Below are 18,461 nucleotides of genomic sequence, written 5' to 3'. Positions count from 1 at the left end.
TCAAAATGAAAAAAATCGTTGGAATCACGATGGGCGACCCAGCTGGAATTGGACCAGAAATTGCCATCAAAGCATTAAATAAACAAGCGTTATACGATCGTTGTCAGCCACTTTTGATCGGTGATAAAAGTGTGCTGCACTATTATTTGGACAAGCATCCAGAGTTAGACCTAGCTATAAATGTGGTGAAAACGCCTAGTGAAGGGAAATTCACGTTTGGGACAATCGATTTGATTGATTTAGCTATTGTAAAGATGGAGGATTTACCGATTGGCGAAGTGTCTAAAGTTGGCGGAAATGCTGCCTTTCAATATGTAAAAAAAGTGATCGAACTAGCGATGGCGAATGAAATCGATGCGACGGTAACCAATCCATTAAACAAGGAAGCGATGAATGCTGCGGGGCACCATTACGCCGGGCACACGGAAATCTACGCGGATCTAACCGGAACAGAGAAATACACCATGATGCTGGCCGATGGGAATCTGCGAGTGGTCCATGTTTCGACTCACGTTTCTTTAAGAGAAGCCTGTGATCGTGCGACGAAAGAACGGGTCTTGGATGTCATACGAATTGCTGATCAAGCATGTAAAAATCTAGGGATTGCGGAACCGCGGATTGCCGTGGCAGGATTGAATCCTCATTGTGGCGAAAACGGGTTATTTGGACAAGAGGAAATTAAAGAAATCAATCCAGCAGTAACAGCAGCACAAGCAGAAGGCATTAAGGCTTATGGTTCGTTACCGGCTGATACAGTCTTTTCTAAAGCGAACGGCGGTATGTATGACATTGTGGTTGCGATGTATCACGATCAGGGCCACATTCCATTGAAAACATTAGGCTTCGTCTATGATCAACAATCGGGTGCGTGGGAAGCGGTCAAAGGAGTAAACATCACTCTTGGGTTACCGATTATTCGGACTTCTGTGGATCATGGAACCGCCTTTGACCAAGCAGGGAAGTGGACAGCCAGTGAATTCAGTCTTGAAAATGCTATCGATTATGCGATTCGTTTAGCTGAGAATTCCTAGGAGGCTGAGAAATGATTATTGATGCCGTAGCAAATCTACATCACTATACGAAATTATTTCCTAATATCCCTGAAGCGCTTGAAGCAATGAACGGGATTGAGCAACAGGAATTTGACAAAAAGTATTTCTTCGAGGGTGGTTTCTTCTTCTTTCAAGAAGGAGCGACCAAACCCATTGAAGAGACGCAATTCGAAGCGCATCGAGACTTCGTAGATCTTCAGATTGTCTTAGAGGGTGAAGAATATATCGCTTGGAACAAAATTGACGATTTAACCGAAGCAATCCCCTACAACGCAGAAAGAGATGTTCAAAAGTTTACGGGTAAAGATAAGCACAAGATGAAGATATCGGAAGGCATGGCATACATTTGCTTTCCGTGGGATGGTCATAAAGCGGTTTTTCATATCGATCAGCCGCTACATTTTAAAAAAGCAGTCATTAAGTTAGCACTTGATTAAAAAGGAAGCACTCTGGAAAAAATAAGTGAACGACTGCCGATGAAAGTTAGTTGGATGGTTTGTGGCATGAATCGTTTACTTAATTTTTCTAGAAGAAAAAATAAACATATTAATAGGAAGAATAAGGAGGAAAAAGTATGACAGAGTTACCAAAAGTAAGACAATCTGAACCAAATGGCGTGGTTTATCGGGATGATTTTATGAATGTAGATTTTGGATTGATTCCCACTGGCGGAAAAGCAACTGCTCATGCACCCGCATTAATTGAAACGAAGGATGGCGGTATGCTATGTGCATGGTTTGCTGGAAGTTTTGAAGGAAGCGGAGACATCTCCATTGCAGTTTCCAAGCTAGACCCTGAAACGCAGGTCTGGTCTGAAGCGGAAATCGTTTCTAAAGGTGAAGACCGCAGTGAGCAAAATCCAGCCTTTTTCAGAGCACCGGATGGCGAGATTTGGTTAATTTATACTTCTCAACTGAGTCGTCAAGAAGGCAAAGACAACATGCAGTTTACTTCTATTATAATGGTTCAAAAATCCACCGATGAGGGTGTGACGTGGAAAGAACCTGAAGTATTGTTCAATAATGAAGGAACCTTCTCTCGACAAGCAATTCAAGTATTGAGTAATGGTCGTTGGATCTTTAGTACTTGGTTATGTGAAGATTCACCTGAAGGATTAACGAATGATCCAACAGAGTTTCAGGTTTCAGATGATCAAGGAAAAACGTGGAAAGCTGTTCGGATGCCTGATAGTAATGGGCGAGTACATGCAAATCTAATTGAAGTAGAAGAAGGACATTTAGTTGCCTTTATGCGTAGTCGCTTTGCGGATCATGTTTATAAGAGTGAATCATATGATTTCGGTGATACTTGGTCAGTTCCAGAGGCGACTGTTCTGCCAAATAACAATGCCAGTGTGAGTGCAATTAAGCTGCAATCAGGTGAAATCGCTTTAGCTTATAATGTGAACGCTGCCAATAACGCGGAATTCGGAACGGTCGCTTGGCCTGGCTTACGAAATCCAGTTGCTGTTTCAATTACAGAAGATCATGGTAAAACTTGGCCAATAGGAAGAGTCTTTGAACCAGCTGAAGGCTATATCGGAATCGAAAACAAAACGAATAACTCGCAACACGAATATCCGACTCTTTATCAAGACAGCAATGGGGTGTTACATTTAGTTTATGCCTATAAGAATCGTTTGTGTGTGAAGTACGTTCGTTTTACAGTAGAAGATTTATTTGGCGGAAAAAGAGAAGCAGAAGGTGTCTATAATCCAACTTCGGGTGAAGGCGTTTAACCTAAAAAAATAGCTATGTGAAATTTCCAGCATCAGTGTGTTGCGCTGCAGAGCGACCGCTGCTCAGGACTTAGAATTGCGTTTACTGTTGATACATAGGGCGTTGATCTTCCTTATGTATCAATAGCAAATAGAAATTAATCCATTAAATCGAATAAGGATGTCAGTTCAACTTTTCGCAGGATATTTAAGAAGAGAAGTAACCTTCAAAGGATGAATAAATTAATATTGATAGCGCTTTAGTTGAATGATATACGGCATTCGAATAAAACTAATTTTTCTATGAAAAATTAATCCATTAAATCGAATAAGGATGTCAGTTCAACTTTTCGCAGGATATTAAGAAGAGAAGTAACTTTCAAAGGATGAATAAATTAATATTTATAGCGCTTTAGTTGAATGATATACGGCATTCGAATAAAACTAATTTTTCTATGAAAAATTAATCCATTAAATCGAATAAGGAGAATACAAAAATGACAATAGAAATGATTCTCGCCCTGGGTATTTTGGTTTTCATGATCGTCTTGATCATGTCTGACAAATTGGCCTTTGGCGCTCCACCTTTGTTGGCCTGCTTGTTATTGGTTGTTACGGGCTTATCTACGGTTCAAGAGGCTTTTGCAGGATTTGTAAATTCAAGTGTAATTATGGTAGCAGGATTTATGGTTGTAATGGCAGGCTTAATGAAAACCAGTTTGATTGGCAGGGTCCAATCCACGATGATTTCTTTGGTTAATCGTGGCGGCTACAAAAGCTATGTATTACTGCTGATCGTTGTGATGCTTGGTGCGAGTCTAACGGGTTCTGGATCTACTGGGTATTATGTTCTTATTTTATCGTTAGTATCGATGATTCCTTATAATAAAAAAATGCCTACATCAAAATTAATGATGCCTTTAGGTTTTGCAACGAACCATCCGTTACTGCCTTTTAACTGTGCGTTATTTTACGGGGTGACGGTTAGTGTATTAGAAACAGCAGGCTATAAAGAAACAATTTCAATGCCGAAATTTGCAATCGTTAACTTCATTTTAGCAATGGGTTTCCTAGTTTGGAGTTTGGTTGCCTATCGTTTATTGCCAGATCACCCAATCACTGAACCTGCCGAAGAAGACAAAAAAGAAGAAGCAGAAGTAATAGTATTGCCAGCATGGAAAGAAAATCTAACCATTGCGCTATTCATGTTGAGTGTGGCCGGTATGATGATGATGAATACTTTAGGTGATGCTTCCTATGTGATTCCTGGATTAGCAGGAGCGATCCTATTAGTGATCAACGTACTAGATTTCAAAGAAGTGCGTGACAGCATGGGTGCCCCGGTTATTCTGATGATGGCAGGAGTCATTGGAGTGGCGGATGCCTTAGCAAATACTGGATTTACAGCAATGATCGGAGATTTAGTAGCAGATACTATTGGAACAAACTTCCATCCATTCTTCTTAGTCCTGATTTTTACTTTATTGACGAGTACTTGTGCCACCTTTACTGGTTCGAACATGGGGTCCGTATACATTTTTGCTCCAATTGCGATCGCGACAACGATCAGTTTAGGCTTAAGTCCTGTTGCAGCGGCAACAGCAGTGGTGATTTCTGGCTGGAATGGTGGGTACATGCCAGTGGATGGTATGCCAGCCATGATCATGGGGATGGGAAAATACAAACTTCCAGAGTTTTGGAAATATTCAGTACCGATGTATTTGATTCGAATTGTCGCGTTAACGATCGGGTCAGTCGTTGTCTTTCCATTTTAAGCTGAGGTGATCAAATGTCTTTGAGGACGTTTCAAGGAAAAGTGGTGCTGGTAACTGGAGGTAGTCGTGGAATTGGCAAAGAAATTGCTCTCCATTTTGCTAAAGCTGGAGCGTCGGTAATGATATGCGGAACGAACCTCCAGAAATTAAAGAATGTGAATGCCGAGATTCAAAAGCTTGGCGGGATCAGTGATTTTATTGCGACCGATGTTTCTATTGCCGAAAACTGCGAGATAATTGTAGACGAAACACTGAAACGCTTCAATAAAATTGATATACTCGTCAACAACGCTGGTATCATCGAGCGAAACGCTACACTTGAAACCACATCAGAAGAATGGAAAAAAGTAATAAGTGTCAATTTGGACGGGACATTTTATCTTTCAAGAGTTGTCTTAAAAGAGATGAAAAAGCTTGGAGCAGGAAATATACTTAACATTACTTCAACAGCTAGTGTTGTGCCACATCCAAATGCTTCACCCAGTTATGGGGCATCAAAAGCTGCCATTACTTATTTAACTAAGCATTTTGCCATGGAATTTGCCAAAGACAATATTCGAGTAAATGCCGTTCAATGTGGCCCAATCGAATCGGAAATGACAGATCAATGGTCAACGGAGTATCGTCAAACTGTATTGGAAAATATTCCATTAGGTCGTTTGGGAAAACCTGCCGATGTCGCAGAGGCAGTCATGTATCTGTGTTCGAATCAAGCTAGTTTTATAACAGGGGCCAGTTTAACGCTTAGCGGCGGCAAGTTAATGCAATAATGGTCAGTTTACAGGACTGTGATTCTTTAGAATTTTAATACCCACATAAGGGAGTAACCAGCAGTTAAAAACTGTGACAGTATCACCAATACCGAAAGAAATTTTCTGGTACTGTCTTGAATGGTGAGACTTGTGTATGCCTTTTTAGACATACACAAGTCTCTTTTTTTAAGAAAAATTAGGAGGAGCCTATGACAGAATCAACTAAAAAGCAACGTATAACGGAATTTTATGCAGAAGATGCAGAACTTGTATTGACTGAACTGCAGTCTTCAAGTGAAGGATTAAGCAGCAATGAGGCAAAAAGCCGCCTAGCTGCGTATGGAAAAAACGAACTGGCAGAGGGAAAGAAGAAGAGTTTACTAATGAAATTCGCGGAGCAATTCAAGGATTTTATGATCCTCGTTTTGCTGGCGGCGGCGATTATTTCAGCGATTGTCTCTCATGAGATCGTGGATTCGATCATCATTTTACTGGTAGTGATCATCAATGCGATCATGGGTGTTTTTCAAGAAGCAAAGGCGGAACAAGCAATTGAAGCGCTGAAACAAATGTCGACGCCAAATGCGACTGTTTTAAGGGACGGGCATACGTTAACAATTAAAAGTGATGAGTTGGTTCCAGGAGATATTGTAATGCTGGAGGCAGGAGATGTTGTTCCGGCGGATATTCGATTATTAGAAGCGGCGTCATTAAAAATCGAAGAAGCAGCACTGACAGGTGAATCGGTGCCAGTAGAAAAAGAAACAGGTGTCTTGCCAGCTGGCGATATCGGCATCGGTGACCGTGTGAACATGGCCTTTTCAAATAGTAATGTGACTTACGGACGCGGCAAAGGTGTCGTAGTAAATACTGGAATGAGCACGGAAGTCGGAAAAATCGCTGATATGCTAGCCCAAGCCGATGAAACAGAAACCCCGTTAAAAAATAATTTAAATGACTTGGGTAAATTTTTGACCATAGCAATTATTGCCATTGCAGTAATTATGTTTATTGTGGGAACATTGATCAACGGGACTTCGTTTGTTGATATGCTTTTGACTTCTATTTCATTGGCCGTAGCCGCGATTCCTGAAGGATTACCCGCGATTGTTACGATAATTCTGGCATTAGGAACGCAAGTAATGGCCAAGCGTAATTCTGTCATTCGTAAATTACCAGCTGTAGAAACGTTAGGAAGTACAGATATTATCGCTTCCGACAAAACGGGGACGTTAACGCTGAACCAAATGACCGTAGAAAAATTGTATGATGAGTTTCAGCAGAAGTCGGCTAAATCAACGATTGGAACTGATAATTTGGCATTGAAAATTATGAATTATGCTAACGATACAAAAATCGCTCAAGATGGAACCTTGATTGGCGATCCAACGGAAACGGCGTTAGTTCAATTTGGGATTGATCAGCATTTTGACATCAACCAAAGTCTGATCAGAGAACCGCGTGTCGCAGAATTGCCGTTTGATTCTGATCGCAAATTAATGAGTACGGTTCATCAACTTGCCAATGGAAAATACCTAGTTGCAGTCAAAGGTGCGCCTGATATCTTAATCCAACGAGCTACTCATGTATTTATGGATGGACAAGAAGTTTTCATGTCTGAAAAACAACGTAACGAAATCCTATTCAATAATGCTGATATGGCGAAACAGGCGCTACGGGTGTTAGCCATGGGGTTCAAATATCTTGATGAACTTCCTCATGAATTAACCACAGAAGTGCTTGAAAATGAGTTGTGCTTTGCCGGTTTGGTCGGAATGATTGATCCTGAGCGAAAAGAAGCAGCTGAAGCTGTACGAATGGCGAAGGAAGCAGGAATTCGACCGATTATGATTACTGGTGACCATAAGGATACTGCTGAAGCGATTGCGGTTCGTTTGGGAATCATTCATGCAGGAAATTCCAACGCAGTCTTAACTGGGGCAGAGTTAAATGAGATGAGTGATGAAGAATTCGCGAAAAAAGTCTACAATTATTCTGTTTATGCTCGAGTATCACCAGAGCATAAGGTGCGAATCGTAAAAGCTTGGCAGCAGGAGGGCAAAGTAGTTGCGATGACCGGTGATGGTGTCAATGATGCACCGTCGTTAAAACAAGCCGATATCGGTATTGGCATGGGAATCACTGGGACAGAGGTCTCTAAAGGGGCCTCGGATATGGTTTTAGCGGATGACAACTTTGCCACAATCGTTGTCGCGGTAGAAGAAGGAAGGAAAGTCTTCTCTAATATTCAAAAAACCGTCCAATATTTATTAGCAGCAAATTTGGGTGAGGTGTTGACCCTGTTTATTGCCACATTGTTTGCTTGGGATACCTTGCTGCCGATTCATTTATTATGGATCAATTTGGTGACCGATACTTTTCCAGCGATTGCCTTAGGAATGGAACCCGCTGAAAAAGACTTGATGAACCATAAACCGCGAGGCCGAAGTTCCAATCTATTTTCTGGCGGCGTGTTTAGCAGCATCATTTATCAAGGTATTTTAGAAGGCGGCATTACGCTATTTGTCTATTGGTTCGCAATTCAGAATCCAGCACATACGGCTTTAAATATGCCTGAACTCTCTACGCAAGCACTTTACCAATTACAGCATGCGGATGCGTTAACAATGTGTTTTGCAACACTCGGATTTATGCAATTGTTCCACGCCTTTAACGTGAAATCTGTGAAGCAATCGATTTTTAAGGTGGGAGCATTCCGTAATAAAACCTTTAACTGGGCAATTTTACTTTCCTTTGCTTTGATGGGAGTAATTATACTTGTGCCCGGACTTAATGATATTTTCCGGGTCGCATCATTAAATGGTGTGCAATGGGGTGTCGTCGCAGGATCGTCCTTTGCAATCATTCCAATTGTGGAAGTTGTAAAATTTTTTCAACGAAGAATTTTTACTGAAAAGGTCGAAGAAGCAGTGACCGAATAAAAAAACAGGCAATGTACAGAGCTTCTGTACGTTGCCTATTTTTATATATTAAGCGATTTTCTTTTTGGGACAGACATATTTCATTGTCGTAGTCCCAACAATTATTGTATTCACATAGATTTGTTCGATGATTCCTGTTACTTTTTCTCCGTGGCAGTCAACCGTAGTAATTTCATTGCCAATAACGTATTCCATCAATACCCCATCCCTTTCCTCTGCCATCCTAACATTGATTGATGACTCAATCTCTTCAATTATTTACTATTCAACGAAATTATTAATAGTGCATATCATTTGTTATTTTACTTATTTCAATAACATACGTGGATTGTTCCACTTTTTTCGCAGGATTAAAAAAAGAATCGAATGACCGAAACTGCACATTGCCTGATCATTATCTTCTTTGTTATACTAATAATGAAAATAAATTGAACACCTTTTTAGGAATGGAGTATGTCTTGTGAGTGTCGCAGGTATCTAATCAATGAGCTGAATAGTCAAATAAACTTAGGTTTATTTGGTGTGCTTATGAAAGTGATATCTGTCGAATGAGTCGTAGCGTTGTATTCTCAGTCGATAGGATGACTATCGGCTTTTTTTGTTTATTTTTTAGGTGGAAAATTTATTTTCAGGCAGATATCTCTAATCAAAAAGGAGAAGAGATCATCTATGAAGACAACTAGTGAAAAAACAGAAGAAATCATCGCTCAAATAACAGCTGTACACAAGGATTTATTTGAGATCACCTATGATAAAGGAAACGCTTTTGCGCGCGTGAAGCGTGGACATTATGACCTGGAGGAGGAAATATATCCGACGACAGGGGACTATGTGGCGATCGACTGGCAGGGGAAGGACCACAGTATTATTTTACGAACACTGCCCCGCAACTCGGCCTTATCACGCATGGATTCTGCGGAGGGCAAGGAACAAATGATTGCGGCGAATTTCGATTATATTTTCATTTTACAATCACTGAATCACGATTTTAACCCGCGACGTTTGGAGCGGTACTTGACACTAGGCTGGCAATCTGGCGGAGTGCCGATTGTACTGTTGACCAAAACGGATCAGGTAAAAGAGTATTCTGAACAGTTTGCCAAAGCTCAAGAAATTGCATTAGGCACTGAGGTTTATCCCATCAGTGCAGTGACCTCTGAAGGATTAGCCGCATTGGAGTCCTATCTGGAACCAGAGAAAACGGTCGTTTTGGTTGGTTCATCGGGGGTAGGTAAATCGACCCTGCTCAATCGCTTGTTAGGAAAAGAAATCATGGAAACACAAGCCGTTAGAGAAGAGGATAGCCGCGGCAGACATACGACCACGCATCGGGAACTATTTATTTTAGAAAACGGGGCAAAAATTATTGACACTCCTGGTATGCGAGAAGTCGGAATGTGGGATGTATCGAAAGGCTTGGAGCAGAGCTTTGCTGACGTGGAGGCTTACTTTGGGAATTGTAGGTTTAAGGATTGCCATCACCAAAGTGAACCCGGGTGTGCGGTAAAGGAGGCCTTGGCTAATGGTGAACTAGCGCGAGAAAGATGGGAGAGCTATCTCAAGCTCCTTGAAGAAGCGCAGTTTACCAATGATAAAACCGCCTATTTGCAGAAAAAGAAAGCTTGGCTGAAAGACCTCAGTAAGTCTGTTCGAAAAATGAATATTAAAAGATAAATCATTGAAGAATCGTTTTGAGTGTTTCTGCTCTAAACGATTTTTATTTAGCTGATCGAAAAATTTCTAACTTGATTTGACGATACAGGCTATAATAGGTTTAATGATTAGGATAGCAACACGAAGAGAGGTGATCTCATGAAATCAAAAAAAGAACCAGAACATTCGCTGGCAGAAAGACGCGAGCAGACTTTGCAGAATACAGGTCAGACAGGACTGCCGCCCGTTTTGGCAGAACGGATCGAGCGCTATCCAGAAAACAAACGCCGACCTGTTAATAAGACCGTCTTCAAAAATGAGTATTTCCAATTGACCTTCAATACGCGAAATCATTCGATGGCGATCTCTTCAAAGGGGGATCTGGTTTATTCTGCGATTCCCTATGATACGGCTCGAAATTATATTCAACGTGCCGCGATTCAATATTTGCTTCATCCAGAAGAGATTCGGCGCTATATCCAGCTGCATCAAACGACAGTCGAGAAATATTTAACGCTGAGTATTTTTCAGGTGACAGGTAATCGAGTCGCTGAAAGTTCCTTTGAGGTCAAGCAGGCCTACAAGGCGATTCTACAGAACCCGTTATTGGAAATTCAAGTTGCTGGGCGGCTCATGCAGCACGATGAAACCGGACCGTTGTCTGCCAATCTCGCAGGTAAATTTCTCTTTAGTGAAAATGTAAAAACGGGGATCTCAGGTTATATCTCTGAGTATTTGACTTTTGTCGTTCAGGTGGCTAATTCGTTGCCGCTAATGATCAATGGCAAAGAGGTTCAATTGCTGGATACAGTGGAACAAGACCAACTGAAGATTGAACAAGGGTTATCGATTCATTCGGACATTGAATCGGGGCTATCTTTGCTGCCGCAAGAGGTGAAACAAGGTGTCGAAAATGCGCTCGTTTCTACAGAGGCGGTTCAACTGATCAATACGCAACCGCTTTTACGTTCACAATATGGCGAGGAACTTTCCAGAACACGAGAAAATTATGTCGCTCACAGTGTCCATCCCGATGAAGCAGAAAAATACTTTAAAAATGTTCATTCAACTGAAAATCGTAATATAATCAACGTGATTTCCGATATTCATGCCAAAGAGGGCAAACTACCATTTATCAATCGGAATTTCAATGTGTTGGTTGGTGATGTCTCGGATTCTCATGTGGAAGATTCAGAAATAGAAGGGCTATATGTCATCGGTGGGCACGAATTAGTCGATATTTTACCTGAAACGACCGATCGAACAGACGAAGAATGGGATAAATGGCGGCCGTTTTTTAACTACGAATGGTTTAAAGAATTGGTGGCAGATCCCGATGAAGCATGGTATCTATTGCCGACAGGTGAGCACGAATTTTATGAAGTGGTCAAATCCGAAATTGCTAAACGTTTTCCCAAAATGCAACTACTGAATAATGCCAGTGTGATTCATAATGGTGTTCGCTATATTGGGCTGACGATTCCCGTCGCATTAGTCAGACGAAAAGAGGCACTGCAACGCTTTATTTTGGCATCATTGGAGAAAATCTTAGATAAAGATGTCAAAGTACCAACGGTGATCGTCTCTCATGTACCATTGTTCAACGAGTTGAGCCTCCTACCGGAAACCAGCGATGCTTATAATAAGGACTATGTTTGTGAAGAGCCAAAAATCGAAGAACTATTCAAAAAGTACAATATCATTGGCGCCATTCACGGACACCACCATATTCCAGCATCTTCAAGACGTTTTAAAAATGTCGACTTTGCTGGAAAGCGACTGTTTGTGGTGTGCTCGATTTATTCGAAGGTGAATACCGGATTTGAATTGATGAGTCTGCTGCAAGACATCAAAAAAGAGTAGAAACGGCTCACGTTTCTACTCTTTTTGGTGCTATTTATAACGCGTCCGCATCAACAGCGGCCTGGAAGGTCGGGTATTTGGCTTCAAATCCTAAGTCTGTTTTGATCGCGCTTGTATTCAAGATCATGCTGAAGGGATTATTTGCTGGCAAGGTGTCCGCAGCAGCGGCAGTGTTGACTGCTAGCAGTAAATCAGCGATGCTGGTTGGCTCATTATCGGCAACGTTGTAGATGCTTCCTAGGACCATTGGTTTTGTTGCCGCTAAATAAAGTGCTTGGCAAATATCATGATGATGGATCATTGACATTTTTTGTTCAGGATTCCAATGGCTCATGATCGGTGCGAATTCTGATAAATGTTGATCGCCATCGCCATACACAAAAGCAAAGCGGAGAATTCGAACATCAAGTTTTGCTGTTTCTTGCATGTCTAATAGAATTTTTTCAGCAGCGACTTTGGTTTTTGGATAAGTCGCTTGCGGCTCGACCGGATCGGTTTCCCTGCATTCCTGTTCTCTTTGAATGTCCATGTAAACAAGACTGGTACTGCTGAATACAAATCGTGAGACTCCTGCAGCAACAGTAGCGTTTGCTAAAGTCTGTGTGCCGTCAACATTGGCCTTCCATGCGGCCTCATCGCTAACATTGCGGAATTGAGCCGCTAAATGAATCACGACATCTGTTCCTTTGATGAGATCAGCCAATTGTTCTTGATCAGATAGATCACCGAGAACCAATTCGGCGCCTCGCTCCTCCAAAAAACGGGCACGCTCTAAGTCTCGCACAAGCACCCGGACCTCTTCGCCTTTATTTAACAGATAAGTGGCAAAACGACTGCCGACTTTTCCAGTGGCACCGGTTAAAAAGTATTTCATAAAAACTCTCTCCTTTGTTATCAAAATCATTTACTTTATAATCATAGTTGAAGAATAAGAGCTTATCCTGATGCTGGTTATCCTACCATTGAGAGTGTCAGGCTAAGAGAGGAGTACAATCATGAATGAATTAACCACTACAAAATCGATCGGCGCGTTTCTTTCCTCTGCACGAAAACGAATCACCCCTGAAACAGTCGGTTTACCCAATACTCGTCGAAGAAGAACTCCAGGATTGAGAAGAGAAGAAGTCGCAGAACTGGCAAACATTGGGGTTTCTTGGTATACCGCAATCGAACAAGGAAAAAATGTTCATCCGTCTTTGCAGGTATTGGAAAGTATCGCCGCAGCGCTGCAGTTGACTGCTGCTGAAAAAGGCTATCTATTCGAACTGGCGAATTTATCTGAGGGATACCTGACGAAAGAAAGTACCGAATTGAGTGATGGAATCACTCGAATGGTCGATGCTTTAGACCCGAATCCCGTCTATGTGATTGATCAATATTGGAATATCATCTATTGGAACCATGCTGCAGAATTCATTTTTCAATTGCCACAACATGCTTTAGAAGAAACCAATTTGTTAGAGCATTTCTTATTGAGTGAACATATGAAGAAGCTGATCCCTAATTGGCAAAAATATGCCGAAACAATGGTGGATCGCTACCGTGCTGACAAGGCGAAATATCCTCATGATGAGAAATTTCAAGTAACGATTGATGAGTTACAAAAAGAGAGTCCTTTGTTTGCCAAAAAATGGGTAGAAGAAACAATCACGGTTCCAGCCGACAGCTACAAAAAATGGCAGCATCCAGAGATTGGAGCGATCGCCTTTGACCATATGAATCTGCTGTCGTCAGAATCACCGAATTATACGATCAAGCTATTTATGGCGGATGGTTCAACGAAGGCAAAAATAGAGAAGAATATGCATTGAATTTCTGTTATATAATACGGCACAAAGCGCCAGTCGTTATAAAATTCGGAGGTGGGCTTCCAAAAAAATATTGAATTAATGGAAATCTCAACAATAGTTGAAAATGCACAAAACAGGCTTCTATGATAGCAGAAGAGCCGAACTGCTATCATAGAAGCTTGTTTTGTTTAGAATGAGTGGCTAAGACGAGCACGTTGGTCAGTTGTTTTCACGATAATAGACATTGATTTTTATATCTTGATCATGATTGCCAAATCCCTTGCCGAATAAGGTTAAACCACCTTTGTTCTTGGCATCTGATTCAATTTCAAAACGCAATGTGATAAACTCTTCTTCATGTAGATTTAAATCATCAATTGATACCTCGGAATAGGACTGACCATCAATGCCAGTATCTAACTTGTTTACACGAAGATGCTTCAATAACCCATATTGACTAAATTCATCTCCCCACCAAAGCGGTGTATAGCGCCCTCTAGTATCAGAAAAATTTCCAGGAATTGTATAGACTGCCACTCTTTTTTCATTAATAAAAATGGAAACATCGCTTGGCCAAACGTTATTTGAAACGGGAAACTCCGAAGCAATTTCGAAGCTAAGTTCTAGCATTTCAGGGAGTTCATCTTCATGTAGCATATTGGGAATTTTATATTCAACAAACCCGTTATTAAACCAAAGCAATGCGGCATCTACCCGTTTTTCATCCATGAAATATTTTGGTTCATCCGTCAAACCAACGATATCCTTCAGAGTGGCGAGTCCACATGTCGGTTCCACATGAAAATCAGTAAAATGACCTAAACGCAAGTTGGTTTGGTAGGATTTATATTCTTGGTAGACTTTTTCTGGAAATGAGAGATTAATATTATCAACTTTCAGATAAACAAGCTTTTTATTCCGATTGGCCCCGATCCCTCGTTCCGATCCCAAAAGTCCAGCATCTTCCATTTGTTGTACGTGTCTAGTCACAATCGCGTTGCTAAGTTTTAGCTCTTTGGCAATCTCTCCGAGACTTTTTTTACTATTTCCAATAAATAGTAAGATATTAATTCTTGTTTCGCTAGCTAACGCCTCAAAAACTGGTAGAGAATAGGTGCTCAAATCTAATTCCATATAATCCTCCTTTTTAACTGAATAGTTAAACTCGATGTTTGTAAAACTAGTATAGCATAATATCGTTTTAACTAAAAAGTATTATTTGATTTACTTGGTATAATTAACGTTGACAGCGCTTTCTGAGGATGGTATTTTCAGTTCAGAACAAATAAATACTTTGCGTTTGACCAATAAGTTAATCCTTTTACGTGTAACGTACGGATAACGATTAACTTATTAGTAAAAAGGAGGAAAACGAATGAAAGTATCAAAGTTGGCAAGTTTAGTAATTGTAGCAGGTGCGTGTTTAGGAATGCTCGCAGGCTGTGGTGGGGGAGGATCAACCAGTAATTCTTCCGCAAAGGATAAAAAGGAAATTGTCTTCTGGAATCCATTTACCGGTGCCGATAGCGAAAATATCAAGAAAATGATCAATGATTACAATGATACCAATCCAAACTATAAAGTAAAAAATGTTGCCATGAAAGAAGTGGATATGTATAAAAAAATTCCGACAGTGGTAAGTTCAGGGAAAAACATTCCAGACTTGAACATTGTACACGCGGAACGAATCCAACAATATAAAGACAATGACATGCTGACAACTTATGATGATGTGCTAGGCGATTATCCAGAGGTAAAGGCTGAAAACTATGTTGAGGCTGCTTGGAGCATGGGAGAATTGGATGGGAAACGTTATGGACTTCCATTAGATATTCACTCTTGGGGTACCTACTATAACAAAGCTCTGGTGAAGAAGTATTGTCCGACTGCTTTAGATGATGAGATTGTAACATTTGACGAAATCATAGAAGCAGGCAAGAAAGCAAAAGCGGATAATATTTCTGCTATTGGTGAAACCTGGGTTAAACCGAATTTTCTTTCTGTTTTAAAGCAAAAAGGAGGGCAATTATCTGAAAACGGCATTGATCCAACTTTAGACACGGCGGCTTCAAAAGACTCGATCAATGAATGGCGTGACCTTTACGAAATGGGCATTACAAATAAGGACGGGGAAGATGCAACACAAATATTTGTATCTGGAAAATCGATTTTCTTGCCAGAAGGAATTTGGGCTCAAAATACAATCAATGAAGCAGAATTTGAATGGGGATTTACTAATTCACCTCAGTTATCAGATGACTTGAGTAAAGCCGTCAATTGGTCTTCATCACATCAATTCGTCATGTTCAATAATGAAGATCGTTCAGATGCTAAGACGAAAGGAATCATGGACTTTATTGAATGGCTGCGTACGAATTCTCTAGAATGGGCTAAGGCTGGTCAGAATCCTGCATCACTAGATATCTTAAATAATGAAGAATATAAAAAAATGCCACAATCATTATACATGAATGATCCAAAAGAACGTGATACACTAACGATCTTTGATTATAAATACAACGGATACGTTTCTGAATACCTTGAAACAAACGGTTTTGATACTATTTTCGGTAAAAAATCGGTAAAAGATTTTACAGCAGGTATGCAAAAAGAAGTGAAAGAAAAAATCGCGAAAGATAAAACCAATAAATAAGTAAAGAAGTCGTGGTCTAAGAAGAGGCTTTAATCTGAGATCACGATTTTCTTCCTTATATGAAAGGACGTAAGCATTATGATGTCAGTAGCCGAAAAGTCCAAGCCCAAAAAGCAGATAAAACTTGCGATGAAGCCCTGGTTGTTTCTAGCACCTCATTTAATTATCTTTTTGATCTTCTTTCTGATTCCTTCAGTTTTTGGTGTTATCGTATCTTTTACGGATTGGGATCTAGTCGGTTCACCAGAATTTGTGGGATTCGCTAACTATAAAGAAATCCTTTTTAATCAGGATTCGATCTTTTATGAACAGTTGCGAATTGGTCTGAAAAATACTGTTTTATTTGTTATCTTTACCGTGCCATTTTGTATTATTGTTCCTTTATTGCTAGCGGCTGCCTTAAATGCAAAGCCAAAATTTTGGAAAGTTTTCCAATCATTGTTTTACCTACCTTCATTATTTGCGATTTCAGCGGTGGCGATTCTTTGGACGATGATGTTCAATGTTAGTTTCGGTCCGATTAACCATCTTCTAGGAACGGATATTCCTTGGGTGGGGATTCAACCATATGCATGGATAACTTTAGTAGTTGTCACTGTCTGGTGGGTGATTGGACAAAACATGATCATCTATCAAGCAGCATTAAACGGGATATCGAAAGATTTTTATGAAGCAGCGGATATTGATGGTGCAACTTCGGTACAAAAGTTTTTTAAGATTACACTACCAGCAATTAAGGGTCAAATTTTATATACGGTTGTAATGACAACGATTTCTCAATTTAACGTCTATGGCCAACCATTAATGGTAACTAAAGGCGGTCCAAATGATTCGACACGAGTCCTTTTAATGTATATTCAGCAAAATGCCTTTGGTTCTGGACAGTCAATCGCAGGGATGTCTTCTGCTTTAGCCGTGATTTTAGGATTGTGTATCATGGTCGTTTCTGCTATTCAGTTTGTCTTGTTGAGAAACAAGGATTAGGAGGGAAGGAATAATGAGGAAAAAATCAGGTACAAGAATCGTTGCTTTTCTATTTTTGTTTGTTATGGCGATCATTTGGATGTTGCCTCTGCTTTATGGCTTTTTCACTTCCTTTAAATCTCATGGAGAAATCATGACTAGCGGGTTTAAAATTATGCCCGCAGAATGGGTGATGAGCAATTATACAAATTTACTTGTTAATAATACTAGTGCGCCGTTATTAAGGTGGTTCTTAAATTCGATGTTTATCGCAGTGGTTCATACAATATTGGTATTGTTCGTAGTATCTTTTTCAGCTTTTGCTTACAGTCGATTGAATTTTAAGGGGAAAAATGTTTTATTTTCTTTTTTGTTAGTGACAATGATGTTTCCCTCAGTGGTGAATTTGATTCCCCTTTATAAAATTGTTGATATTTTTGGCTGGGTGAATACACCGATGGCAATGATTGTTCCGGCTGCTTCTGGAGTGTTCAATATTTTTTTGGTTCGGCAATTTATGGATAATATTCCAAAAGATTTTGATGAGGCGGCTCAAATTGATGGTGCAGGTGAGTTCACTATTTTTACAAAGATTATTCTGCCATTAGTAAAGCCCGTTTTGTTAGTGGTCGCTTTGTTTTCATTTACGGGTTCGTGGAACGATTTCTTGTGGCCTTCGATTGTGTTTAATGATGTAGAGCGGATGCCGATTACTGCGGGTCTGCAATTGCTGCAGGGAATGTATGATGTGAAGCCTGGTTTATTGATGGCCGGGGCATTGATTGCGATTGTTCCGACATTCATTTTGTATCTTTTTGCACAGAAGTATTTCTTACAATCAATGTCACTTTCAGCCGGAGTGAAAGGATAATCTTATGAGTCGAAGAAAAGAACGAACGTTGATAAAGATTATGGGGATTTGGCAGGTGATAGATGGTCTTATTACGATTTTGTTTTATGGTGTTTATCAGGAGTTTTTTGCCAATAATAATACAAGTAGTTTCAGTAAGCAGTATCACGGAATAAATGCCCTTTTTGGCAATGCTTTTTTGTTTATTTGTGGATTTGGGACATTACTGATTGGGTTAGGGTTGTTTAATCTAATTGCCAGTCAGAAATATGTTAAGGATGATCAGGTGGTTAAGTCCATCGGGGTTGTTTTATTAATCCAAGCATTATTTTCATATGTGATTTTTGATGTGATCAGCTTAGTTTTAGGAATGTCGGCGGCAGTGATCCTGCTAGCAAAAAATAAAAGTATACGCTTAAGCAGTCAGACTGGTTAAGCAAGAGTAGGAGTA

General features: G+C 40.2%; 16 protein-coding genes. 13 read left to right on the top strand and 3 right to left on the bottom strand.

The window, feature by feature from the left end; genetic code table 11:
• Nucleotides 1-5: 5 nt before the first annotated feature.
• From pdxA to IGI44_RS17160, 6 genes are all read left to right on the top strand, one after another.
• Nucleotides 6-1,031 carry a 4-hydroxythreonine-4-phosphate dehydrogenase PdxA gene (gene pdxA, locus IGI44_RS17185; RefSeq protein WP_438789168.1) on the top strand — a complete coding sequence of 342 codons (1,026 nt, stop codon included), beginning with the start codon at nucleotides 6-8 and terminating at the stop codon, nucleotides 1,029-1,031.
• Between the two features lie 11 nt (nucleotides 1,032-1,042).
• Nucleotides 1,043-1,489 (top strand): YhcH/YjgK/YiaL family protein, encoded by a 447-nt coding sequence (locus IGI44_RS17180; protein WP_438789167.1) that lies wholly within the window; start codon nucleotides 1,043-1,045, stop codon nucleotides 1,487-1,489.
• Nucleotides 1,490-1,626: 137 nt separating this feature from the next.
• Nucleotides 1,627-2,790, top strand: coding sequence for a sialidase family protein (locus tag IGI44_RS17175; RefSeq protein ID WP_438789166.1), 1,164 nt, complete (start codon nucleotides 1,627-1,629; stop codon nucleotides 2,788-2,790).
• Between the two features lie 476 nt (nucleotides 2,791-3,266).
• Nucleotides 3,267-4,544 carry an SLC13 family permease gene (locus IGI44_RS17170; protein WP_438789165.1) on the top strand — a complete coding sequence of 426 codons (1,278 nt, stop codon included), beginning with the start codon at nucleotides 3,267-3,269 and terminating at the stop codon, nucleotides 4,542-4,544.
• 14 nt (nucleotides 4,545-4,558) lie between these two features.
• Nucleotides 4,559-5,314 carry an SDR family NAD(P)-dependent oxidoreductase gene (locus IGI44_RS17165; protein ID WP_438789164.1) on the top strand — a complete coding sequence of 252 codons (756 nt, stop codon included), beginning with the start codon at nucleotides 4,559-4,561 and terminating at the stop codon, nucleotides 5,312-5,314.
• 191 nt (nucleotides 5,315-5,505) lie between these two features.
• Nucleotides 5,506-8,238, top strand: coding sequence for a cation-translocating P-type ATPase (locus tag IGI44_RS17160; RefSeq protein WP_438789163.1), 2,733 nt, complete (start codon nucleotides 5,506-5,508; stop codon nucleotides 8,236-8,238).
• A 48-nt stretch (nucleotides 8,239-8,286) separates the two neighbouring features.
• Here the strand turns inward: IGI44_RS17160 and IGI44_RS17155 are convergent, their stop codons facing one another.
• On the bottom strand, nucleotides 8,287-8,433 hold the full coding sequence (locus IGI44_RS17155; protein WP_438789162.1) for a hypothetical protein: 147 nt from the start codon (nucleotides 8,431-8,433) through the stop codon (nucleotides 8,287-8,289).
• A 474-nt stretch (nucleotides 8,434-8,907) separates the two neighbouring features.
• Between IGI44_RS17155 and rsgA the strand changes: the two genes are divergently transcribed.
• Nucleotides 8,908-9,912 carry a ribosome small subunit-dependent GTPase A gene (gene rsgA, locus IGI44_RS17150; RefSeq protein ID WP_438789161.1) on the top strand — a complete coding sequence of 335 codons (1,005 nt, stop codon included), beginning with the start codon at nucleotides 8,908-8,910 and terminating at the stop codon, nucleotides 9,910-9,912.
• Nucleotides 9,913-10,050: 138 nt separating this feature from the next.
• Nucleotides 10,051-11,754, top strand: a complete 1,704-nt coding sequence (locus tag IGI44_RS17145) for a metallophosphoesterase family protein (protein WP_438789160.1) — start codon at nucleotides 10,051-10,053, stop codon at nucleotides 11,752-11,754.
• A gap of 34 nt (nucleotides 11,755-11,788) precedes the next feature.
• On the opposite strand, the gene IGI44_RS17140 is transcribed toward IGI44_RS17145, so the two are convergent.
• A complete protein-coding gene (locus IGI44_RS17140) occupies nucleotides 11,789-12,628 on the bottom strand; it encodes an NAD-dependent epimerase/dehydratase family protein (RefSeq protein WP_438789159.1) in 840 nt (279 codons plus the stop codon).
• Nucleotides 12,629-12,749: 121 nt separating this feature from the next.
• Here IGI44_RS17140 and IGI44_RS17135 point away from each other — a divergent pair, with 121 nt between their 5' ends.
• Complete coding sequence (locus tag IGI44_RS17135; protein ID WP_438789158.1) at nucleotides 12,750-13,565, top strand: helix-turn-helix transcriptional regulator; 816 nt, start codon at nucleotides 12,750-12,752, stop codon at nucleotides 13,563-13,565.
• 198 nt (nucleotides 13,566-13,763) lie between these two features.
• Here the strand turns inward: IGI44_RS17135 and IGI44_RS17130 are convergent, their stop codons facing one another.
• Nucleotides 13,764-14,678 carry an ArsR/SmtB family transcription factor gene (locus IGI44_RS17130; RefSeq protein WP_438789157.1) on the bottom strand — a complete coding sequence of 305 codons (915 nt, stop codon included), beginning with the start codon at nucleotides 14,676-14,678 and terminating at the stop codon, nucleotides 13,764-13,766.
• A 241-nt stretch (nucleotides 14,679-14,919) separates the two neighbouring features.
• Here IGI44_RS17130 and IGI44_RS17125 point away from each other — a divergent pair, with 241 nt between their 5' ends.
• The 4 genes from IGI44_RS17125 to IGI44_RS17110 all read left to right on the top strand — a co-directional run bounded on the left by IGI44_RS17125 (nucleotide 14,920) and on the right by IGI44_RS17110 (nucleotide 18,446).
• Nucleotides 14,920-16,197: an extracellular solute-binding protein gene (locus IGI44_RS17125; protein ID WP_438789156.1), complete on the top strand. Its 1,278-nt coding sequence runs from the start codon at nucleotides 14,920-14,922 to the stop codon at nucleotides 16,195-16,197.
• Between the two features lie 78 nt (nucleotides 16,198-16,275).
• The gene (locus tag IGI44_RS17120) at nucleotides 16,276-17,181 is read left to right on the top strand and encodes a carbohydrate ABC transporter permease (RefSeq protein ID WP_438789155.1); all 906 of its coding nucleotides are present in this window, start codon (nucleotides 16,276-16,278) and stop codon (nucleotides 17,179-17,181) included.
• Between the two features lie 13 nt (nucleotides 17,182-17,194).
• Nucleotides 17,195-18,031 carry a carbohydrate ABC transporter permease gene (locus tag IGI44_RS17115; protein ID WP_438789154.1) on the top strand — a complete coding sequence of 279 codons (837 nt, stop codon included), beginning with the start codon at nucleotides 17,195-17,197 and terminating at the stop codon, nucleotides 18,029-18,031.
• 4 nt (nucleotides 18,032-18,035) lie between these two features.
• Nucleotides 18,036-18,446: a hypothetical protein gene (locus IGI44_RS17110; protein WP_438789153.1), complete on the top strand. Its 411-nt coding sequence runs from the start codon at nucleotides 18,036-18,038 to the stop codon at nucleotides 18,444-18,446.
• Nucleotides 18,447-18,461: the final 15 nt, after the last annotated feature.

It is taken from the genome of Enterococcus sp. DIV0756 (genome assembly GCF_051710745.1).
GTDB lineage: Bacteria > Bacillota > Bacilli > Lactobacillales > Enterococcaceae > Enterococcus_A.
This window is presented reverse-complemented; position numbering and strand designations above follow the sequence as displayed.